This is a genomic window from Amycolatopsis sp. A133 (assembly GCF_031082405.1).
In the GTDB taxonomy this organism is placed as follows: Bacteria; Actinomycetota; Actinomycetes; order Mycobacteriales; family Pseudonocardiaceae; genus Amycolatopsis.
In genome coordinates this window covers 12,574-31,685 of record NZ_JAVHJU010000048.1, presented here as the reverse complement: position 1 = coordinate 31,685, position 19,112 = coordinate 12,574, and the positions used below count along the sequence as shown (strand labels likewise).

Annotated in this window: 22 protein-coding genes; 7 read left to right on the top strand and 15 right to left on the bottom strand. The window is 71.3% G+C overall.

The genetic code is table 11. The features are described 5' to 3' along the window. Positions 1-27: 27 nt before the first annotated feature. The 3 genes from Q5425_RS29315 to Q5425_RS29305 all read right to left on the bottom strand — a co-directional run bounded on the left by Q5425_RS29315 (position 28) and on the right by Q5425_RS29305 (position 3,290). Positions 28-1,788: a DUF1996 domain-containing protein gene (locus Q5425_RS29315; protein ID WP_308675564.1), complete on the bottom strand. Its 1,761-nt coding sequence runs from the start codon at positions 1,786-1,788 to the stop codon at positions 28-30. A gap of 197 nt (positions 1,789-1,985) precedes the next feature. Next, positions 1,986-2,714 (bottom strand): cupin domain-containing protein, encoded by a 729-nt coding sequence (locus tag Q5425_RS29310; protein ID WP_308675563.1) that lies wholly within the window; start codon positions 2,712-2,714, stop codon positions 1,986-1,988. Between the two features lie 18 nt (positions 2,715-2,732). Continuing rightward, a complete protein-coding gene (locus Q5425_RS29305) occupies positions 2,733-3,290 on the bottom strand; it encodes a TetR/AcrR family transcriptional regulator (RefSeq protein ID WP_308675562.1) in 558 nt (185 codons plus the stop codon). Between the two features lie 99 nt (positions 3,291-3,389). Here Q5425_RS29305 and Q5425_RS29300 point away from each other — a divergent pair, with 99 nt between their 5' ends. Both Q5425_RS29300 and Q5425_RS29295 read left to right on the top strand, forming a co-directional pair. Then, positions 3,390-3,767: a DoxX family protein gene (locus Q5425_RS29300; protein ID WP_308675561.1), complete on the top strand. Its 378-nt coding sequence runs from the start codon at positions 3,390-3,392 to the stop codon at positions 3,765-3,767. A 14-nt stretch (positions 3,768-3,781) separates the two neighbouring features. Beyond that, complete coding sequence (locus Q5425_RS29295; protein WP_308675560.1) at positions 3,782-4,666, top strand: RNA polymerase sigma-70 factor; 885 nt, start codon at positions 3,782-3,784, stop codon at positions 4,664-4,666. Positions 4,667-4,708: 42 nt separating this feature from the next. Here the strand turns inward: Q5425_RS29295 and Q5425_RS29290 are convergent, their stop codons facing one another. The 7 genes from Q5425_RS29290 to Q5425_RS29260 all read right to left on the bottom strand — a co-directional run bounded on the left by Q5425_RS29290 (position 4,709) and on the right by Q5425_RS29260 (position 11,296). Then, positions 4,709-5,527 carry a hypothetical protein gene (locus tag Q5425_RS29290; RefSeq protein ID WP_308675559.1) on the bottom strand — a complete coding sequence of 273 codons (819 nt, stop codon included), beginning with the start codon at positions 5,525-5,527 and terminating at the stop codon, positions 4,709-4,711. Then, positions 5,524-6,153: a hypothetical protein gene (locus tag Q5425_RS29285; RefSeq protein WP_308675558.1), complete on the bottom strand. Its 630-nt coding sequence runs from the start codon at positions 6,151-6,153 to the stop codon at positions 5,524-5,526. The genes Q5425_RS29290 and Q5425_RS29285 overlap by 4 nt, the downstream gene beginning before the upstream one ends. 48 nt (positions 6,154-6,201) lie before the next feature. Further along, entirely contained in the window at positions 6,202-7,302 is a 1,101-nt protein-coding gene (locus Q5425_RS29280; protein ID WP_308675557.1) for a hypothetical protein, read from the bottom strand. Positions 7,303-7,475: 173 nt separating this feature from the next. Further along, the gene (locus tag Q5425_RS29275) at positions 7,476-8,030 is read right to left on the bottom strand and encodes an ATP/GTP-binding protein (RefSeq protein ID WP_308675556.1); all 555 of its coding nucleotides are present in this window, start codon (positions 8,028-8,030) and stop codon (positions 7,476-7,478) included. A gap of 16 nt (positions 8,031-8,046) precedes the next feature. Further along, the gene (locus Q5425_RS29270) at positions 8,047-8,418 is read right to left on the bottom strand and encodes a DUF742 domain-containing protein (RefSeq protein WP_308675555.1); all 372 of its coding nucleotides are present in this window, start codon (positions 8,416-8,418) and stop codon (positions 8,047-8,049) included. Next, the gene (locus tag Q5425_RS29265; RefSeq protein ID WP_086851216.1) at positions 8,415-8,840 is read right to left on the bottom strand and encodes a roadblock/LC7 domain-containing protein; all 426 of its coding nucleotides are present in this window, start codon (positions 8,838-8,840) and stop codon (positions 8,415-8,417) included. Before Q5425_RS29265 ends, Q5425_RS29270 begins: the two co-directional genes overlap by 4 nt. A gap of 53 nt (positions 8,841-8,893) precedes the next feature. Further along, positions 8,894-11,296 carry a nitrate- and nitrite sensing domain-containing protein gene (locus tag Q5425_RS29260; protein WP_308675554.1) on the bottom strand — a complete coding sequence of 801 codons (2,403 nt, stop codon included), beginning with the start codon at positions 11,294-11,296 and terminating at the stop codon, positions 8,894-8,896. A gap of 514 nt (positions 11,297-11,810) precedes the next feature. Between Q5425_RS29260 and Q5425_RS29255 the strand changes: the two genes are divergently transcribed. Continuing rightward, the gene (locus tag Q5425_RS29255; protein ID WP_308675553.1) at positions 11,811-12,176 is read left to right on the top strand and encodes a hypothetical protein; all 366 of its coding nucleotides are present in this window, start codon (positions 11,811-11,813) and stop codon (positions 12,174-12,176) included. Positions 12,177-12,453: 277 nt separating this feature from the next. On the opposite strand, the gene Q5425_RS29250 is transcribed toward Q5425_RS29255, so the two are convergent. Then, positions 12,454-12,750, bottom strand: coding sequence for a PASTA domain-containing protein (locus Q5425_RS29250; RefSeq protein ID WP_308675552.1), 297 nt, complete (start codon positions 12,748-12,750; stop codon positions 12,454-12,456). Positions 12,751-12,870: 120 nt separating this feature from the next. Between Q5425_RS29250 and Q5425_RS29245 the strand changes: the two genes are divergently transcribed. The 4 genes from Q5425_RS29245 to Q5425_RS29230 are packed head-to-tail and all read left to right on the top strand — an operon-like array spanning position 12,871 to position 16,229. Further along, positions 12,871-14,262: a fatty acid desaturase gene (locus Q5425_RS29245; RefSeq protein WP_308675551.1), complete on the top strand. Its 1,392-nt coding sequence runs from the start codon at positions 12,871-12,873 to the stop codon at positions 14,260-14,262. After that, positions 14,262-14,450, top strand: coding sequence for a ferredoxin (locus Q5425_RS29240; protein WP_308675550.1), 189 nt, complete (start codon positions 14,262-14,264; stop codon positions 14,448-14,450). The genes Q5425_RS29245 and Q5425_RS29240 overlap by 1 nt, the downstream gene beginning before the upstream one ends. After that, positions 14,447-15,601, top strand: a complete 1,155-nt coding sequence (locus tag Q5425_RS29235) for an FAD-dependent oxidoreductase (RefSeq protein ID WP_308675549.1) — start codon at positions 14,447-14,449, stop codon at positions 15,599-15,601. Before Q5425_RS29240 ends, Q5425_RS29235 begins: the two co-directional genes overlap by 4 nt. Position 15,602: 1 nt before the next feature. Beyond that, on the top strand, positions 15,603-16,229 hold the full coding sequence (locus Q5425_RS29230; protein WP_308675548.1) for a TetR family transcriptional regulator: 627 nt from the start codon (positions 15,603-15,605) through the stop codon (positions 16,227-16,229). A gap of 1 nt (position 16,230) precedes the next feature. Here the strand turns inward: Q5425_RS29230 and Q5425_RS29225 are convergent, their stop codons facing one another. The 4 genes from Q5425_RS29225 to Q5425_RS29210 are packed head-to-tail and all read right to left on the bottom strand — an operon-like array spanning position 16,231 to position 19,108. Further along, the gene (locus Q5425_RS29225) at positions 16,231-17,058 is read right to left on the bottom strand and encodes a haloalkane dehalogenase (protein WP_308675547.1); all 828 of its coding nucleotides are present in this window, start codon (positions 17,056-17,058) and stop codon (positions 16,231-16,233) included. Then, a complete protein-coding gene (locus Q5425_RS29220) occupies positions 17,055-17,498 on the bottom strand; it encodes a MarR family transcriptional regulator (protein WP_308675546.1) in 444 nt (147 codons plus the stop codon). Before Q5425_RS29220 ends, Q5425_RS29225 begins: the two co-directional genes overlap by 4 nt. Positions 17,499-17,534: 36 nt before the next feature. Then, a complete protein-coding gene (locus tag Q5425_RS29215) occupies positions 17,535-18,740 on the bottom strand; it encodes an aminotransferase class V-fold PLP-dependent enzyme (protein WP_308675577.1) in 1,206 nt (401 codons plus the stop codon). After that, positions 18,737-19,108, bottom strand: a complete 372-nt coding sequence (locus Q5425_RS29210; RefSeq protein ID WP_308675545.1) for a DUF5997 family protein — start codon at positions 19,106-19,108, stop codon at positions 18,737-18,739. Before Q5425_RS29210 ends, Q5425_RS29215 begins: the two co-directional genes overlap by 4 nt. Positions 19,109-19,112: the final 4 nt, after the last annotated feature.

Genomic DNA, 19,112 nt, shown 5'->3' with positions numbered 1-19,112 from the left:
GGCGGGCACCCGGACCGGCGCACCGGGTCAGGCGTTGCAGGTCTTGTTGCGGTTGATGCAGTTCACGACCTGGTTCATGATGCTCTGGGACATCACGTTGGCGAAGTCGTCGTGGTCGGACAGCGGGTTGTGCTCTTCGGACGGGAACGAGTCCACTTTGTACTGCTTCTTGACCTGGATGTCGTGCGGGATGTCGTAGACGAGCGTGATCCGCAGCTGCGGCACCGCCTTGAACCCGGCGGCGCAGCGCCCGGCGGCGTCCGGGAAGACGATGTGCGTGCGGTGGTTCGCGCTGTCGGTGTTCTTGCCGTCCCAGCAGCTCGGGAAGGTGTGGATCCGTTCGACCTTGCTCCCTTCGGGACAGATCGGGTACTTGTCGGTCAGCCGGTTTTCGAAGCCGGTGCAGGTCCACGCCGCCCGGGTGTTCTTCGTGCCGTTGATCGACGGCTTGGCGTCACCGGTCAGGGCGCGCAGGAACTTCGGCATCGCGGTGACCTTGCCCGCCGGGCTGCCGCGGAAGGTGATGCCGACCTTCGCCGGGCGCTGGATCGCACCGTCGTTGTCGGGCAGCTCGTTGTTGGCGTCCGGACCGGGCAGCGGCGGGGCCGTCGCACCACCGTTGTTGCCGCCCGCCTGGCCCAGAACGCACGGGGCGAGGGCGTCGAGGCCCTGTGGCTTGGCGGCGGTGCGGCCGATGGCGATGGCCATGCGGTCGATGGTGGCGACGCGTTTGTCCTTGAGCGGGCCGAGGATGGCGTTCTGGACGAAGTTCGGCCCGCCTTGGCCCCGGGTGGCGACGAGCCGCTGGTTTGCTTCCTGGAGCTGCGTGTTCAGCAGCTGCAGGTTGCGGTCCACTTCGGCCTTGGCCGAGGCCGGCACGGCAGGGAGCTTGCTCGCGACGTCCGGGCAGGTGATCTGCTGCACCGCGCCGGCCGGGGCGCCGCCGCCGTTGCTCGCCGGGTTGCCGCCGCTGCCGGCCTGCTCCCGCAGCGCGCAGGGGGCGAGGGCGTCGAGGCCCTGGGGTTTGGCGGCGGTGCGGCCGATGGCGATGGCCATGCGGTCGATGGTGGCGACGCGTTTGTCCTCGAGCGGGCCGAGGATGGCGTTCCGGACGAAGTTCGGCCCGCCCTGGCCCCGGGTGCTGACCAGCCGCCGGTTGGCCTCGTCGAGCTGCGTGTCGAGCAGGTCCAGGTTGCGGTTCACCTCGGCCATCGCCGAGTCGGGGACGTCGGGCAGCTTGCTCGCGACGTCCGGGCAGGTGATCAGCGGGGAGGCGGCGTCCTGGGCCGCCTGGTCGCGATCGCCGTCGGCGGGCTTCGCCGGCTCGTTCTGCTCTTCGTCGGCGGTGTCGATGCGCACCACCGGCCAGAAGTAGGCCGATTTGTCCCCGTTCTTGCACGTGGTCCCGGCGGCTTCGAGGCTCTTGTTGTTCGAGTCCGCGTTGGACGAGAGGTTGCCGACGTAGTCGTGCAGGTGCTGGGCGCCGTTGCGGATCCCGGGCTGGGCGACGAAGTTGTCGGGGTTGAAGTGCTGGTTCTCGTTGCGGCCGCAGTCCACGGTGAAGGTGCCGGTGGACGCGCCGCGGGCGTTCGCGGGGTCGGCGTTGGACGGCGGGACCTTGAGGATGTCGATGTAGAGGGCCGGGTCGGCCTCGTCGGCGCTGGCCTGTCCGGGGTCGCCGAACGTGGTCGCCACCGCGATGCCGCCGGCGGCCACGGCGAGGGCGAGGGCACCGGTCGCGATCTTGGTTCGCCGGGAGATGCGGTGCTTTCCGGTGTTTCCGGGCATGAAGTCACTCCGAGGGGTTCAAGGGGAAGAGATTCCACTGGCCCGACACCAGTGGAGCGGTCGCTGTTAGCGATAACAATCTGCCCCGTGAATCTCGCGTTGTCCAGGACTTCGTCCGGTGAGGAAAGAGTTCGGAAATGTGGTGAACCGAATTGAACCCGCGGCCGTGTACCCCGGGTGCGGCGTGGAGTGCGGAGTCAGCTGTCCAGCAGCGTCAGAGCGGGGGTTTCGCCGGGGCCGGCCGGGAAGTAAGCGAGGAACGTGACGCCTTCGCCGAGGGCGTCGAACCGGGCGATCCGGGTCGATTCGGGCTCGTAGAAGACGTCGCCGGGGGTGAGCACCGATTCGGGTTCGCCTTCGACCTGGTAAACGGCCGAGCCCGTTTCGATGCTGCCGAACACCGGTCCGTTGTGGACGTGCAGGCCGGGGTGTTCGCCGGGGGCGATGGTGATGCGGCGGACCTCGACGTGGTCGATCACGCGCGGCGCCGGCAGGTGCTGGTCCAGCACCAGCGTGCGGGTCACGGCCGGGACGGCGGCGGGTTCACCCTCGCCCACGGCGTCGCCGAGCTCGGTCGGGGTGCCGTCGGCGGGGAGCTCCTCGATCGCCAGGTGGGTCAGCGGTGTGGTGTCGGTGGCGCCGTGCCAGTGCCACTCGCCGGCGGCGACGCGGACCGTGTCGCCCGGCCTGATCAGCTGGGCCGGGCCGCCCCGGCGCTGGACGTAGCCGGTGCCTTCGGTGACGATGAGGACCTGGCCCAGCGGGTGCCGGTGCCAGCGCGTGCGGGCGCCGGGGGCGAAGTGCACGCGGTCGACCCGCGTCCGGGACGGGCCTTCGGGCTCGGCGAGCGAGGTGAGCCACGCGCTGCCGGTGACGGCCTCGGCCGGGGCGGGGGTGCTGGTGGACGGGACGTGGCGGACCTGCACTTCGGCTCTCCTCGGGGTTCAGCGGGCGGTGAGCAGGGCGAGCAAGCCGGAAACGGCCTGGTCGAACGGCTCGGGGGAGTTCGCGGCGCGGGCCAGCACGTAACCGCCCTGCAGGACGGCGACGATCGTGGCGGCCAGCGCGGTGGTGTCGAGCCCGGCGGGCAGTTCGCCCGCGGCGCGGCCTTCGCCGAGGACCTCGGCCAGCCGCGCGCGCAGGCGGGTGAGCGTCTCGTCGACCGGGGCGCGCAGCACCGGGTCGGCCACGATTTCGGGGTCCTGGGTGAGCCGGCCGATGGGGCAGCCCTTGAGCACTTCGCGTTCGCGTCGCAGGTAGGCGGTGATGCGGTCGACGGCGGTGCCGGGCCCGCACAGCTGCCCGTCGGCGGCGGCCAGCAGCTCCTCGGCGGTGCGGCGCACGGCGGCCAGCGCGAGTTCCTTCTTGCCGGCGAAGTGGTGGTACATGCTGCCTTGCCCGGCGCCCGCCCGCTGCTGGATGGCCCTGGGGCTGGTGCCGACGTAGCCCCGCTCCCACAGCAGCTCACGGGCGCTGTCGACGAGCTGGTCCCGGGTTCCCATGAGCCCAGACTGTACATACTAGTAGGTACAGAATCAACGCTGTCACAACTTTCCGCCGGGCGGTGTCTTGAGGCCGACATCGTTCGAAAGGAGAACCTCATGGACCTGGCCCTGTGGATCACCGCCGGTCTGCTCGCCGCGGTGGCCTTGACCGGGGGAGTGAGCAAGGCGTTCGTGCGCAAGGAGAAACTGGCGGCTGCGCCGGGTGGGGAGTGGACCGCCGGCGCCGGTGCCGGCTTCGTCAAGAGCCTCGGTGTGCTCGAGCTGCTCGCCGCGGCCGGCCTGGTCCTGCCCGCTGTCACCGGGATCGCGCCGGTGCTCGTGCCGGTGACCGCGGTGTGCTGGGTGCTGCTGATGGTGGGTGCGATGATCACCCACGTCCGCCACGGCAGTGCCGGGTTCGTCGCGCTGAACCTGGTGTACCTGGCCCTGGCGGCGTTCGTCGCCTGGGGCCGTTTCGGTTCCTTCACGGCGTAAAGCGAGGAGAGGCCATGAGTGACCCGGCGACCGCGACCTTCGTCGCCCACCGGAACCTGCTCTTCACCGTCGCCTACGAGATGCTCGGTTCGGCGGCCGACGCGGAGGACGTCCTCCAGGAGACGTGGCTGCGCTGGGTCGAGGTCGAAGCGGCCACGGTGCGTGACGAGCGTGCGTACCTGGTCCGCATCACGACCCGGCTCGCGCTGAACCGGCTGCGCACGATGAAGCGCCGCAAGGAGGCCTACGTCGGGCCGTGGCTGCCCGAGCCGCTGTTGACGACCCCGGACGTGGCCGAGAACGTCGAGCTCGCCGAAAGCGTTTCGATGGCGCTCATGCTCGTCCTCGAAACGCTCGCGCCGACCGAACGCGCGGTTTTTGTCCTGCGCGAAGTGTTCGACGTCAGTTACGACGAAATCGCGGAGGCAGTCGGAAAAAGCCCGGCCGCGGTCCGCCAGATCGCGCATCGCGCCCGCCGGCACGTCGACGCGCGCCGCCCGCGTGAGGTGGTTTCCGCGCGGGAGACCCGGGCGGTACTGGAGTCGTTCCGCCGCGCGCTCGAGGGCCAGGACCTGCAGGGAATGCTGGATTTGCTGGCACCGGACGTGGTCCTGATGAGCGACGGCGGCGGCGTCAAGCAGGCGGCACTGCGCCCGGTCACGGGCGCGGAAAAGGTGGGCCGGTTCATCACCGGCGGCCTCGGCAAGGCGGCGGTGGAGCTGACCATCGCTTCGGTGACGGTGAACGGAAACCCGGCGCTCGCCCTGCAGGTGGACGGCGCGTTCGACGGCATCATGGCGGTCCGCGTCGAGGGGGGCCGGATCAGCGGGCTCTATTACGTGCGGAACCCGGAGAAGCTGACCCGGGTGGCAGCGGAGACGCCGTTGACCCTGGGGTGAAAACGGTGGTGTGCTTCCCCGCACACCACCGCCCGAACAACCTTACTGCAGCCGCTTGTCCCAGTCGGCGAAGGCGTCCACCAGCTCCGCGGGCGCGCCGGAGTCCTGCAAGCGGCGGACCTCCGCCTCGATGTAGTGGCGGTACAACGGAACCAGCCCCGCCGCCAGCTCCGGCTCCACCTCCGCCGCCTCCAGAGGATGGCCGGCGCGGACTTCGCGGGCCAGGCGGACCAGCGATGCCGCCGGGGCGTCCGCCTGGCTCAGGTACCACTCGATCGCTTCGTCGTTGTTGGCCGCGCGGCCCGTCGGCGTCGTTCCCGAATACCGGAAGCGGACCGGGAACAGCACGGCCTTCGTGAACCACACCTTGTCCACCAGCAGCCGCTGGGGCGACCGGAACTCGGCCGTCACCTCGTCGGTCGCCAGGACCGCGATCGCGAAGCGGGCGCTCTCCAGCAGCAGTTCCGAGGCCTCCGGGCGGGCGATCTCCGCGCGGACGTCGTCGCCGAGCAGGACGCGGCCGTCGTCGGCCAGCTGCAAGCGGTCCAACGCCGGGAAGCGGCCGTCGTCGCGGCCCTCGCGCAGGGCCGGCAACGATGCCCAGAACACGGACAGCTTGCGGTGCAACGGGCTTCGCTCCTGCAGCGCCGCCGTCGTGCTTTCGACCACCGAGCGGTCGCCGACGTCGGTGAGGACGAGGGCCAGGTCGATGTCGCTCGCGGCCGCGGAGTAACCGCCGTAGGCCAAGCTCCCCAGCAAGTACGCGCCGATCAGGCGCTCTCCCAAGGCTTCCCGGTAGGCGCGGGCGGCCTCGGCGGCGATCTCGCGGGCCGCGTCGGCCGGTTCGGTGGTCGTCGTCATGCGGCCACCGTATCGCGGCGGGCGCACTCGGCGATGCGGTCGGAAACCACGCCGATCACCTGCCACGCGCGGTCCAGCACCGCGATCACCGCGTCCGGCGTCCAGTCACTGCGCCGCCGCAGCACTTCGTAGCCCATCTCGAGGTGCTCGACGTCGGCTTCGTCGTGCAGCTCGAAGTATTCGTCGTCGGGGAACGCGCGCGTGCCCGCCTGGCTGAACACCAGGCTGCCGGCTTCGAGCGCGAGGTGCGCCAGGACGGCCCGCTGCACGCCGGGCAGGATCGCGAACTGGTCGACGAACCAGGACGCCCCCATCTCGATCACCGGGTCCCAGACCAGCTCGCGGTCGTCCGCGCGGCTGCGGGCCAGGATCTTGTCGTGGCCGACCTCTTCCTCCTGGTGCTCGCACGCCAGCGCCCGCAGCTCCGGGTCGCTCTCGAACGTCACCCGGGCGCTGATCATCCGCTGGAAGGCGTTCGACCACGGCTGCAGGTAGGTGAGCACCGCCTTCTTCGTCTCGGCCGTGGTGTTCTCGTCGACCAGCAGCCGGATCAGGTCCGACGCCTCGTACTCCCGTTGCCGCTGCTCGTTGTGGCGGGCGACGCGCTCGACGTCCTGCTCGGTCACGATCTGCTCCTTACGGTGGTGCTGCGCGAGAACATCTTTCCGGTGCCGCTAACCAAGATCAACAGGCGAAAGCGGGGACGGCGGGGGCCGGTCGTAGACCGGGAACCGGAAGTACGTGGTCACGTCGCCGCGTCGCCCGGCCGCGCGGAAGCTCACCAGTTCCAGGACGCCCCGGCTGCCGGTCAGCGGCCCGGGCGCCAGGGCGGCGGCGAGGGTGCGGAACCGGCCGGGGTCGACGCCCTGGTCGTGCAGCAACGCGGCCGTGCGCTCCACGGCTTCCTGGTCGTCCGGGACGAGGGCGGGCAGCCGCAGGTACGTCGTCGACTCGGCGGCGCGGTCCACACCGGACCGGAACGCCAGGCAGGTCAACGCCGCTTCACCGGCATCGGCACCTTCGCCGGTCAACGTCCGGTAGGCGGCTTGCGCCCGGTGCGAGTCGTGGTGCTGCGCCACCGAGGCGACGCGGTCGACCTCGGCGAGGCCGGCGCCGTGGTTGCGGTAGTAGATCTTGACGCGGGCCTGTGCTTCGTCGGCCAGGTCGACCGCGAAGAACTCGATCTCGCGGTCGCCTTCGACAGTTTCGACGCGACGGCGCGTGTCGGCCCAGGCCGTGGCCATGCCGAGCCGCTCCATGGCTTCGGCCACCGCCGCTTCGCGGTGGGCGTGCGGCCACGAGTACAGCCCGAAGTACGTCTTGTGGACCACTCCGGATGGTGGCCGCCAGGCGATCGAGTGCCACAGCGGCGCCGGCGACGGGCGGCCCGCCCGCGGGGTGAACGTCTCGTGGACGTGGTCGAGACGGCGGGCGTGGAAAACGCTGTCACCAGGCCAGACCACGTCGTGGCCGAGGCTGTCGAACAGCACGCGCAGTTCCGGCTGCGGTCCGGACCAGTTGACCGACATCTCGGCCGGGAAGCCGTCGTCCGCCACATAGGACGGCTGGGCGGGCGCCGCCCCGATCCGCTCGTGCGCCCACGGCGGCAGCAGGGCGCGCAACATCCGGGTGGTCCGGACGGACTGTTCGAGCGGGACGTCGAGCGCTTCGCACGCGGTGGACCACAGTCCACCCAGGAAGTCGCCGAACAACCGGCCCTGTGCCGGATAGTTTTCCCTTATATATTCAGGAAACTCCGGCGCGCGACTGGTCACGAGCGGATGCTATCAGTTGGATGCTTGCTCAACTAAAAGTCTGCACCCGAGTGGTCCAGTCAATTGCGCCATGTGGGTTCTCCGGTGTCCGCCGTGGCCACGCAGGGCCACAACGGACACCGGAAGCGTCCGGTACGGACCAAAGCGGACACCGGGTGGACAAACCGCAGGTCTCAGACCCGGGCCGGAACCACCGTCATCGCGTGCTTGACCAAGCGGATCAGCGCGAGCTTGCTGGAGTCGCGGTCGCGTGCGTCACACATGACGATGGGCACACGATCCGGGACGACCAAGGCCTCGCGGATCTCGTCGGCGGTGTAGCGCGGCGCGTTGTCGAAGCAGTTCACCGCGACGACGAACGGGATCTTCCGGCGCTCGAAGAAGTCGATCGCGGCGAAACTGGTCTCCAGCCGCCGGGTGTCGACCAGCACGATCGTCCCGATCGCCCCGCGGGCCAGGTCGTCCCACATGAACCAGAAGCGCGCCTGCCCCGGCGTCCCGAACAGGTACAGCACGTGCCGCGGCGAGATCGTGATCCGGCCGAAGTCCAGCGCGACCGTCGTGGTCGTCTTGCGTTCGACGCCGGAGAGGTCGTCGACGCCGGCGCTCGCCTCGGTGAGCACCTCTTCGGTGGTCAACGGCGGGATCTCGCTGACCGAACCGACCATCGTGGTCTTCCCGGCGCCGAAACCACCCGCGATGATGATCTTGACGGGAGTGGGGACCATGTCGGCCCCGGTGCCGTCAGTACTTGATGAGGCCATCGAGAACCGCCTGGAGTGTTTCGAGGTCCGGCGTCTGCGCCGGGTTGTGGGCAGGGGACCGCGTGATGACGAGGCCGCGCTCGATCAGGTCGCCGACGAGCACGCGCACGACGCCCAGCGGGATCTTGACGTAGACCGCGATCTCGGCGACGGACACCGGGTGGCGGCACAGCTGCACGATCGCCACGTGCTCCGGGCCCAGCCCGGCCGGCTCCTGCTCCGACCGCAGGGTCATCACCTGCGTGGACAGGTCCAGCCGCGCGGTGCCCGCCGGCGTCCGGCCGCTGGTGATCGTGTACGGCCGGACCAGCGGCCCGGCGGCCTCGTCGTACCAGCCTTCGTCGGAGCTCATGTGGCCTCCCGCAGGACCGACGCCGCTTCCCGCGGCGCGGACGCCATGTAGTCACCGACGCGCTTGACGAGCCGGCTCATCTCGTAGGCGATCATCTCGACGTCGACGTTGTCCGCGGCCAGCACGGCGAGGCAGGCGCCCTGGCCCGCCGCCGAGACGAACAGGTAACCGCGCTCCATCTCGATCATGTTCTGCAGGACCGGGCCGCGGTTGAACTGCTTGCTCACCCCCTTGGCGAGGCTCTGCAGGCTGGAGGCGATGGCCGACAGCTGGTCCGAATCGTCCTTGCTCATCCCGGCCGACTTGCCGATCAGCAGCCCGTCGGCGGACAGCACGATGGCGTTCTGCGCGCCGACCACGCGGTTCACCATGTCGTCAAGCAGCCAGTTGAGATCGGGTTTGGGGTTCCCGTACTCGTTCATTCGACGTCAGACCCTGACTTTCCTGTGTGGACTTTCCTGTGTGCTGGCGCGGATCACGAGTCGTCGTCCGGCCCGCCGCGTCCGCGCCGGGTGCCCTTGTGGAACGCCGCGAGCGTCCGCGCGGTGCCTTCCCCCGGGGCCACGACCTCGTCCTGGCTGTCGTCGGGTTCGTGCTCGAGCTGGGCGACGAGGTTCTGCTGCGGCTCGCGCCGGGGCAGCCGGGGCCGGTCGTCGGTCGGCTGCACGTCCGTCGCCGGGGTGACGACGGCCGGCTCCGGCGTCGCCACCGGCACGGACGGCAGGGCGTCGGGCGGGGTGAGCGCGCGGGCCGGGTACGGCCTCGGCTTGGTTTCTCGCTTCATCGGGATCTGGCCGCTGAACGAGCTGGGCGTGTCCATCGTGCGGAGCGGGCTTTCTGCTGCCTGCGGCGCCGGGGCCCCCACCGGGGCGAGGACCGCGGTGTCCTCCGCCGGCGTCGACCCGGGGCCGTCGGCCCGGTCGGCGTGCTCGCCGGCCAGGTGCTGGGAGGGAATGAGGACGGTGGCGCGGAGGCCGCCGTAGCGGGACGGGTCGAAGGTGACGGTGATGCCGAGCCGGGCCGCCAGGCGCGCGACCACGAACAGGCCGAGGCTGGAGTCGGCCCGCAGGGCCATCGCGTCGAACTCGGGCGCTTCGGCCATCATCGCGTTGGCCCACTCGCGGACGCCGTCCTTCATGCCGAGCCCCTGGTCCGACACGTCGACGACGACGCCGCGCGCGACCATGCGGCTGGTCACCTCGACGGGCGAGCCGGGCGGCGAGAACGACGTCGCGTTGTCGACCAGCTCGGCGATCAGGTGGATCGTGTCGGCCACCGCGGCGCCGACGATGGCGACGTCGGCGACCTGTTCGACCTGGACCCGGGCGTACTGCTCGGTCTCCGAGACGGCGGCCCGCAGCACCTCCATCAGCGCGACCGGCTTGCGCCAGCGGCGGCCGGGCTGCTTCCCGCCGAGGATGATCAGGTTCTCGGTGGTGCGGCGGGCGCGGGCGGCGAGGTGGTCGAGCTGGAACAGCGACGCCAGCTGCGTCGAGTCGTCCTCCCGCGCTTCCATCTCGTCGAGGATCTGCAGCTGCTGGTGGACGAGGACCTGGTTGCGGTGCGCGATGCCGAGGAACACGTTGTGCACGCCGCTGCGGGCCTTCGCCTCGCTGGCCGCGGCGTTGACGGCGGTCAGCTGAGCGACGTTGAACGCCTCCGCCACCTGCCCGATCTCGTCGCGGCCGTGGTCGAGCCGGGGGAGTTCTTCCTTGAGGTCCACGGCTTCGCCGCTCTTCAGCCGCTCCACGATGTCCGGCAGCCTGTTGCGGGCGAGGTCGAGCGAGTCGTTGCGCAGCCGCGCGAGGCGCGTCATCAGCGCGCGGTCGACGAGCGAGCGGGACACCCGCACCGCGACGATGATCGCCGCCAGCGACGCCAGCAGGGCGACGATGCTGCCGATGATCACGTTGCGCAGCTGCGCGTCACCGGCGTCGATCGCGGCCGCCGAGACCTTGTCCGCCTGGGTGATGGCGAGTTCGTTGAGGCCCTGGGCGACCTGGGTCGTCGCGTTCTGCCAGTCCGTCCCGGACACCGGCACGGAGTTCTGCTCGCCGGGCGACCACGGGCCGTGCTTGACGATCGCGTCTTCGGCGGTCGCCAGCTGCCGCCAGGCCGTGCTGGTGCTCAGCGCCTGGTACCGGTCGCGGACGCTCGCGTCGAGGAACGGCGCGACCTGCGCCAGCTGGGTCCGGTAGATCCCGGACAGCTGCGCGAACTGGGCGAAGTCGTCGGGCGCGAACGTCCCGGCGGCGAAGGCCGTCGAGACCAGCGACGTCTCGCGCGACATCATGTCGCCGGCGCGGAAGACCGACGTCGCCGTGATGCCACCGGTCGCGGCTTCGGAGTCGGGGACGATCCGGGCCTGGGTGTCGAAGAGGTTGGACGCGGTGTCCATCACGCCGTTGTAGTAGGTGTTGACCTGGGCGCGGTCGATGCTGCGGAAGCTGATCTGCGAGCGCAGCACCGGCAGCTGGTCGAACTGGGACTTCAGCGCGTTGACCTTGGACGCGATCTCGTCCGGCGCGTTGGAGATCGTCGCGGCGAAGGCGTCCTTCAGCGCGGTGAGCTTCTCGTCGGTGGCCTGCTGCTGCTGCTGGAGCCGGGCCGGGCCGAGCGCCGGGTCGTCGAGGTACTGCAGCGCGGTCTGGCGTTCCTTCTGGAACTCGGCGAGCGCGGTGGCGGCGGGGATCGACACCTCACGCACGGAAGCCGCGACCAGCCGGACGTAAACGCCGTTGAAGAGGAAGTAGGAGGAGACCGCGATCCACAGCACCAGCAGTGTCACGCTGGGAATGAGAACGGTCCTGGTCAGCCTTTTGCGGATCGACTTGTCGTACGGCTTGTCCGACTCGTCTCTGGGGTCTTTGTTCAGCACGGCGGTTCACGAACTCCTGAGTGACGGTCGGCGAGGAATGGGGACCCGGACGAGGAAGCGGACACGACGATGGGACACAGCGGCCGCCGTCACCCGTCTTCGCCTCACCCTCCGTGTTGCCGCGAAATCGATCAGGGTCCGTTTTTTACCACGAACCCCGATGTGCCGGTCGTTGAGACCCGCCTTCCGGACACCCGTCCGGCTGGCGGAGAACGGTGTTTACTGTGTGCTCCGGGGCGATTACCGGCATTTCCTCAGGTGTCGGCCCCGGCGCGGATTTCGACAAGTTGCACACTGGGCCGAACGGGTGAAAGTGAATTCGTCCGGTTCGCCGCGCCGAAGCGTTCGCAAGGCGGGAAAAACGGGCACGGCGGCTGCCTGGAGAGGCACTGTGGGGGCGACTGTCGGTTGCGGGCGGGACAAGATGATCTTCGTCACGGGAGCCCGGGGAAGTCCCGGCCGGCGTGGAAAAGGCGGAACGCCGGGGTGCGAGTGCCCGGGTAGCCTGCGGTGCATGTGCCGGTACGGCGAGGTCGTTTACAAGGTCCACTACGTCTGCGTGCCGTGCCGCCGGAGTGTCAAGCACCTCTGGGACGGGGCCCGGCACCGGTGTCCGGGGTGTCGTGAGCCGATGGTCTTCGCCGGTCACGACTTCGCCGCACCCCCGCGTCGCGACGGTTCGGGCTGGGCCGCGGTCGGCGCGGTCCTGGCGGCCGGGCTGAAGTACGAGGGCTTCGAGCCGTGCGGCTGTGGTCGCGAACCGCAGTTCCGGCCGCGCACGGCGGCGGAGGTGCGCGCCCGGCGGCGGGTGGCGGGGCGTGTGGGTGTGCCGGACGCCGAGGCGCTGGCGGCTCGGGATCCGCTGGATTTGCTCGGCTGAGGTGCGGCCCCGGGAGGCGCGTGGTGTGTTCGACCCGAAGTCCCTGGTGGCGGGTCGGGGGTGCGGGTGCGCCGGACCCGGAGTCGCCGGCGGCCCGGATTCGCGCGGTCCCGACTGGCGGACGGTGGTCCAAGTGTCCGGGGGCAGCCTGCGCGGGTGGCGGGTGGCGGGGGTCGGGCGTGCGCCGGACCCGGAGTCGTCGGCGGCCCGGGATTCGCACCGTCCCCCGGCTGGCGGCCGAGCCAAGGTCGGAGTGATCACTCGCGCAGGTGCGGGCTCAGCCGTCGTCCGGCTCGCCGAACCCCACGTCCTCTCGCGGTTCCGGCAACGGCCGCCGCGGTTCGCGGACTCCGCTGGGGTCTCCGCCGCCGGTGATCCACACCGTCACCGTCGTCCAGCGGGCCACGCGCGCGCCCGCGGCGGGCAGCTGGGCGGCCACCAGGCCGTTCATCAAGGGGTGCGGGCTGTCGGGATCGGGTCCCTGCAACAGCAATCCCGCGTCGTGGCCGGACAGCCACGCGTCGAGCGCCTGCCGTCCCCGGAAGTTCGGCACGACCACCGGTTCGTCCGCCACTGCTCCTCACCCGCTCCCCAGGATACCGAGCCGCGCAAGGTTTTACATCGGTCGAGCTATTGTCAAGCGGGATAGACACCGCCTAAAGTCCTGTAAACCCAGCCAACGGAGGAGGGCGTCATGACCGCAACCGTGCCCGCCGGCTCGACCGCGCTCTGGCGCGACCGCAAGCGCTACCTGTGGCTGATCGGCCTGGTCGTCCCCTCGCTCGCGTTCCTCGCCATCGGCCTGCACGCCGCCACCGGCTGGGGCGGCTGGTTCTGGATCGGGCCGGTCGTGATCCTCGTGGTCGTGCCGCTGATCGACCTCGTCGCCGGGCTCGACCGCAGCAACCCGCCCGACGACGTCATCGAACGGCTGGAGAAAGACCGCTACTACCGCTGGATCACCTTCGCGTTCCTGCCGGTCCAGTACCTCGGCTTCGCCGCCGCGTTCTGGCTGATCGCCCGCGGCGACCTGACCGTCGCCGACAAGATCGGGCTGGCGATCTCCATCGGCTGCATCGGCGGGATCGGCATCAACACCGCGCACGAACTGGGCCACAAGAAGGAGAGCCACGAGCGCTGGCTGTCGAAGATCGCGCTGGCGCAGAGCTTCTACGGTCACTTCTACATCGAGCACAACCGTGGCCACCACGTCCGCGTCGCGACGCCGGAGGACCCGGCGAGCAGCCGCGTCGGCGAAAGCTTCTACCGCTTCTGGCCGCGCACGGTCTTCGGCTCGCTGCGATCCGCGTGGCGCCTGGAGCGCAAGCGCTACGCCCGCCGGGACAAGCACCCGTTCCGCCTCGGCAACGACGTCCTCAACGCCTGGCTGATGTCCGCGGTGCTCTGGGCGGCCATGGTCGCCTGGCTCGGCGCCGGCATCCTGCCCTACCTGGTGATCCAGGCCGTGATCGGCTTCTCGCTGCTGGAGGTCGTCAACTACATGGAGCACTACGGCATGCTGCGCCGGCGCGTCGGCGCACCCGGGAAGCGCCGCCACGAGCGCGTGGATCCCAGCCACAGCTGGAACTCCAACAACATCGCCACCAACGTCCTGCTCTACCACCTGCAGCGGCACAGCGACCACCACGCCAACCCGACGCGGCGCTACCAGACGTTGCGCGACTTCGCCGAGTCGCCGGTGCTGCCCACCGGGTACGCCGGGATGATCGTGCTCGCGCTCATCCCGCCGCTGTGGCGCCGGGTGATGGACCCGCGCGTGCTCGCCCACTTCGACGGCGACATCTCGCGCGCGAACATACAGCCTTCGAAGCGCGCGAAAGTCCTCGCGCGGTACGGAACCCGCGTCACCGCCGCCGCGCCGGAGCACACCGACACCCGCGGCGACGCCACCGAAGGCGGCATGTGCCCGGGCTGCGGGTACGTCTACGACGAGAAGCTCGGCGACCCGCGCGAGGGTTTCCCGGCCGGCACGCCGTGGTCGGCGATCCCGGACTCCTGGTGCTGCCCCGACTGCGGGGTGCGCGAGAAGGTCGACTTCGTCGCGCCGGGCCGGGTGGGTGCGTGATGCGGATCGACGCGGACCGCGCGAAGTGCGACGGCCTCGGCATGTGCGAGGCGATGGCGCCGGACTTCTTCGAGGTGGGCGAGGACGGCACGGTCGTCGTGCTCGACGACCGGCCCGGCGAGCAGCACCGGCAGGACGTCGCCGCGGCGGTGGACGCCTGCCCGGTGCTCGCGCTGAAGCTGACATGACCCTCGTCGTCGTGGGTGCCTCGCTGGCCGGGCTGCGCGCGGTGGAGTCCGCGCGCCGCACCGGCTACCGCGGCCGGATCGTCCTCGTCGGCGCCGAAGAGCACCTGCCCTACGACCGGCCTCCGCTGTCGAAGGCGTTCCTCGACGCCGGCGGCCCGTCCCGCGTCGAGCCGTTCCACCCGGAAGCGGTGCTGCGGGACGACCTCGGCGTCGAACTGGTGCTGGGCGCCCCGGCGGAAAGCCTGGACACCGGCGCGCGCGAAGTCGCGGTCGCCGGGACGGCTGTGCGTTACGACGCCCTCGTCATCGCCACCGGCGCGACCGCGCGCCGCCTTCCCGGCGCGCGCACGCTCCGGACGGCCGAGGACGCCGTCGCGGTGCGCGCCGCGCTGGACGCCGGTGCCCGCACGGTCGTGATCGGTGCCGGGTTCATCGGCTCGGAAGTGGCGTCGGCGGCGCGCAGGCGCGGCCTGCCGGTGACGATCGTCGAGGCGTCCGCCGTCCCGCTCGCCCGCGCGGTGGGGGAGACCGCCGGGGCGCGCCTGATCGCGCTGCACCACGCGGCCGGCACCGAGCTGCGGCTCGCCACCGAGGTCACCGGCGTGGCCGGCGACGGCGTGCACCTGGCGGGTGGCGAGGTCCTGCCCGCGGACCTCGTCGTCGCCGGCATCGGCGCGGTGCCGGCCACGGGCTGGCTGGAAGGCAGCGGGCTGACGCTGCACGAGCGCGACCGCGGGGTGGTGTGCGACGCGACGCTGGCGGCGGGTCCACCGGGCGTCTACGCGGCGGGCGACGTCGCGCACGTGCCGAACCCGCTGTTCGACGGCCTCGGCGTGCGGCTCGAGCACTGGACGAACGCGGCCGAGCAGGGTGCGGCCGCCGCGCGGCACGCGCTGGACCCCGCCTCGGCCCGCCCCCTCGAAGCCGTGCCGTACTTCTGGTCCGACTGGTACGGCCGGCGCATCCAGTTCGTCGGCACCCCGCACGCCGACGAAGTGGTGTCCGCGGGCGGGGTGACGCTCTACCGCCGCGGCGACCGGCTCGCCGGTGCGCTCACCGTCGACCGCCCGCGCGAGATCATGAAGTACCGCCGCCGCGTCGCCGCCCGGTCTCCGTGGACAGAGGCGCTGGCCTTCGCGGGCGCCGCCTAGAATGGCGATCATGAGTGCGGCACTTCCGGCGGCGCCCGAAGGTGGTCAGCACCGGCAGCCGATCATCACCGCGGCGATCGAGCTGACCGCGCGGTCCGGCTGGCAGGCGGTCACGATGGCCCGGCTGGCCGAGGCCGTCGGCGTCAGCCGCCAGACCGTCTACAACGAGATCGGCTCCAAGGCCGCGCTGGCCGAGGCGATGGTCACGCACGAGCTCGGCCGGTTCCTCTCGGTCGTCGCCGCCGCGTTCGACCGCCACGAGGACGACCTGGTCGAGGCGATCTACGACGCCGTCCGCGCGGTCCTCGAGCTGGCCGACGACAACACGCTGCTGCGCGCGATCGCCTCCGCCACGCACGGCACCGCGCCGGAACTGCTGCCGCTGCTGACCACCGAGGCGGGCTCGCTGCTGACGCAGGCGAAGGTGGTGCTCACCGCCCGCGTGGCGGCGTACGAGCCGCCGTTCACCGACGAGCAGCTCGCCGTGGTCGTCGACCTCGTCGTCCGCGCGGTCCTGAGCCACGTCATGCAGCCGTCGGACACCCCGGCCCGCACCGCGGACGCGCTGGCGTGGGTCGCGGCCCGCGTCCTCGGCGTGGACGCGACCCCGCCGCTGCGGCACCGCTGAGTCACCGGAGGCCGTGCCGGTCCAGCCACGCCGCGACCTCGGTGGCGATCTCCTTCGGCCGGTCCTCCTGGGCGTGGTGCCCGGCTTCGCCGCACGCGACGACGTCGAGCGCGGCGACGTTCTCCCGGCACCACCTCGCCACCTTCTCCCCGATGAGCAGCGTGGGAGAACCTTCGAACGTCATCAGCAGTTTCGGCGTCCCGGTGCTGGTGGCCAGCCATTCGTCATAGGCCTCGATGCGCGCGACGACCTCGGCCGGCTCGCCGCCGAGGGGCAGCTGCCGCGCCCAGGCGAGCACCGGCCGGCGGCTTTCCGGCGTGGGGAACGGCGCGAGGTACGGCTCGAGGTCCGCCACCGGGGTGCGCACCCCGCCGGTGAACGCCTGCCGGACGAACAGGTTCTCGTCCAGCACCATTTCTTCGCCGACGCCGGGCGTGCGGATCTTGCGCGTGCGCTCCGCCGCCTGCGGGGTCACGTCGTCCCAGGCCATCGGCTTCACGATCGTCTCGAAGAACGCCACACCGCGGACGCGGCCCGGGTGCCGGGTGGCGTGGTCGAAGGCCAGCGCGCCACCCCAGTCGTGCCCGACGAGGACGACGTCGTCGAGGCCGAGCGCGCCGAACCAGGCGTCGAGGTGGCGGGCGTGGTCGGCGAAGGAGTACGCGATGTCCGGCTTGGGGGACCGGCCCATGCCGATGAGGTCGGGGGCCAGCAGGCGGCCGCCGCCGACGTGCGGCAGGACGTTGCGCCAGCCGTACGACGAGCCGGGGTTGCCGTGCAGGAAGACGATCGGGGTGCCGGTGCCGGTTTCTTCGTGGTGCAGCGTCATCTCTCGTCCTTCAGCGGGGTGTCGAGGAGGAGCGTGAGTTCGCGGCTCAGGGCCGCGGTGCGGTCGCTTTTCCGGCCGCCGAGGGGCGCGAGCAGGCGCTCGAGCAGTTCGGCGACGGTCGCGATCGCGGGCTCGACGACCTCACGGCCGCGTGCGGTCAGGCGCAGCCGGATGGTGCGCGTGTCCGCGGGGTCGCGGGTGCGCTCGACCAGGCCGTCGGCGTCGAGGGAGCGGGCGAGCTTGGAGACGTAAAGCGCTTCGAGCCCGGTCTCGTCAGCGAGTTCCCGCTGGCTGGGGGTGTTTCCAGCGCGTTCCAACCCGGAGAGCGAAGCCAGGAAGACGTATTGCGCGTGCGTGAGGCCCGCGGGGGCCAATGCGCGGTCGACCGCCACGCGCCACTTCGTGGAGAGCCGCCAGATGAGGTGCCCGGGAGTGCCCATGCCAGATAACGTACATGGTTATTAAGTACATGGCTACTATCCGGCCAGTTCGCGAATCCGCTCCATCGCGGCACGGACCTCGGTGAACCCCGTGGTCAGCGGGCTCAGCCCGATGCGGATGCCGTCGGGACGGCGGAAGTCGATGAGCACGCCGTGCTCGATGAGCACGCGGGCCAGCCGTTCGGCGTCGGGGTGCCGCAGGGTGACGTGGCCGCCGCGGCGGGCGTCCTCCCGCGGCGAAGCCACGGTGAACCCGAGCGGGACGAGCCACGCGTCGGCGAGGTCGAGCACCCAGCGCCCGAGCGCGACGGCCTTGGCCCGCACCCGCTCGATCCCCGCTTCGGCCAGCAGTGCGACGCCTTCCTGGACGCCCACCATGCCGAGCACCGGCGGCGTCCCGGACAACGCGCGGCGGATGCCGGGCGCGGGCACGTACCGCTCGGCCATCCCGAACGTGTCGGCCGCGCCCATCCATCCGGTGATCGGCTGCCCGAACGCCTCGTGGTGGCGTGCGTTGACGTAGAGGAACGCGGGCGCGCCGGGGCCGGCGTTGAGGAACTTGTACGTGCAGCCGACCGCGAAGTCGGCACCGTCGGCGTCCAGGGCGACCGGGATCGAGCCGACGCTGTGGCAGAGGTCCCAGACCGCCAGGCCGCCGCGCTCGTGCACCACCCGCGTGATCCCGGCGAGGTCGGCGATCGCGGCCGAGCGGTAGTCCACATGGGACAGCACGACCGCCGCGGTGCGCGGTCCGGTGACCGCGGCTACGTCGGCGGCGCGGACGTCCGGGCTTTCGAGCCACCGGACCGCACACCCGAGTTCGGCGGCGACGCTTTCGACGAGGAACCGGTCGGTGGGGAAGTTCGCGGTGTCGGTGACGATCTCGTCGCGGCCCGGCCGCAGCGCGACGGCCGCCCGGAGCACCTTGTACAGGCACACGGACGTCGAATCGGCGACGATCGTCTGCCCGGGCGCCGCGCCGAGGGCGACGCGGCCCAGCTCGTCCCCGATCTGCTCGGGCAGCTCGAGCCAGCGCTCGTCCCACGACCGGATGAGCCGGGCGCCCCACTGCTCGGCGACGACCTCCTGGAGGCGGTCGGCGGTGGCGCGCAGCGGACGGCCGAGGGAGTTCCCGTCGAGGTAGGCGACGACACCGGGATCGGTGATCGGGACGAACCGGTCCCGGAACCCGGCCAGCTCGTCCGCCGCGTCGAGGCGCGCGGCCTCTTCGAGCGTGGTCAGCGGTTCTTCTCCTGCACCCGCACGGTTTCCTTGCGCACCTCGGCGTGGGTGGCGCGTTCGCGCACCAGCCAGTCGGGGTTCTCGGTCTTGATCGCGTCGATCTGCTCGGTGGTGAGCGCTTCGGTGATGCCGCCGCGGGTGAGGCCGCCGATGGAGATGCCCAGCTTCGCCGCGACGACCGGCCGCGGGTGCGGGCCGGTGCGGCGCAGCTCGCGCAGCCACTCCGGCGGGTCGGCCTGCAGCGCGTTCAGCTCGTCGCGCGAGACGACGCCCTCCTGGAACTCCGGGGGCGTGGCTTCGAGGTACACACCCAGCTTCTTCGCCGCGGTCGCGGGCTTCATCGTCTGGGCGGTCTTGTGCGACGTCATGCCG

Bases quoted from the DNA above. Each gene is read 5' to 3' on its own strand.
- Q5425_RS29275 (WP_308675556.1), bottom strand. From the start codon at position 8,030: ATGGTCCCCACTCCCGTCAAGATCATCATCGCGGGTGGTTTCGGCGCC.
- Q5425_RS29235 (WP_308675549.1), top strand. From the start codon at position 14,447: ATGACCCTCGTCGTCGTGGGTGCCTCGCTGGCCGGGCTGCGCGCGGTG.
- Q5425_RS29305 (WP_308675562.1), bottom strand. From the start codon at position 3,290: ATGGGAACCCGGGACCAGCTCGTCGACAGCGCCCGTGAGCTGCTGTGG.
- Q5425_RS29270 (WP_308675555.1), bottom strand. From the start codon at position 8,418: ATGAGCTCCGACGAAGGCTGGTACGACGAGGCCGCCGGGCCGCTGGTC.
- Q5425_RS29300 (WP_308675561.1), top strand. From the start codon at position 3,390: ATGGACCTGGCCCTGTGGATCACCGCCGGTCTGCTCGCCGCGGTGGCC.
- Q5425_RS29315 (WP_308675564.1), bottom strand. From the start codon at position 1,788: ATGCCCGGAAACACCGGAAAGCACCGCATCTCCCGGCGAACCAAGATC.
- Q5425_RS29245 (WP_308675551.1), top strand. From the start codon at position 12,871: ATGACCGCAACCGTGCCCGCCGGCTCGACCGCGCTCTGGCGCGACCGC.
- Q5425_RS29225 (WP_308675547.1), bottom strand. From the start codon at position 17,058: ATGACGCTGCACCACGAAGAAACCGGCACCGGCACCCCGATCGTCTTC.
- Q5425_RS29295 (WP_308675560.1), top strand. From the start codon at position 3,782: ATGAGTGACCCGGCGACCGCGACCTTCGTCGCCCACCGGAACCTGCTC.
- Q5425_RS29265 (WP_086851216.1), bottom strand. From the start codon at position 8,840: ATGAACGAGTACGGGAACCCCAAACCCGATCTCAACTGGCTGCTTGAC.
- Q5425_RS29290 (WP_308675559.1), bottom strand. From the start codon at position 5,527: ATGACGACGACCACCGAACCGGCCGACGCGGCCCGCGAGATCGCCGCC.
- Q5425_RS29220 (WP_308675546.1), bottom strand. From the start codon at position 17,498: ATGGGCACTCCCGGGCACCTCATCTGGCGGCTCTCCACGAAGTGGCGC.
- Q5425_RS29240 (WP_308675550.1), top strand. From the start codon at position 14,262: ATGCGGATCGACGCGGACCGCGCGAAGTGCGACGGCCTCGGCATGTGC.
- Q5425_RS29210 (WP_308675545.1), bottom strand. From the start codon at position 19,108: ATGACGTCGCACAAGACCGCCCAGACGATGAAGCCCGCGACCGCGGCG.
- Q5425_RS29230 (WP_308675548.1), top strand. From the start codon at position 15,603: ATGGCGATCATGAGTGCGGCACTTCCGGCGGCGCCCGAAGGTGGTCAG.
- Q5425_RS29255 (WP_308675553.1), top strand. From the start codon at position 11,811: ATGTGCCGGTACGGCGAGGTCGTTTACAAGGTCCACTACGTCTGCGTG.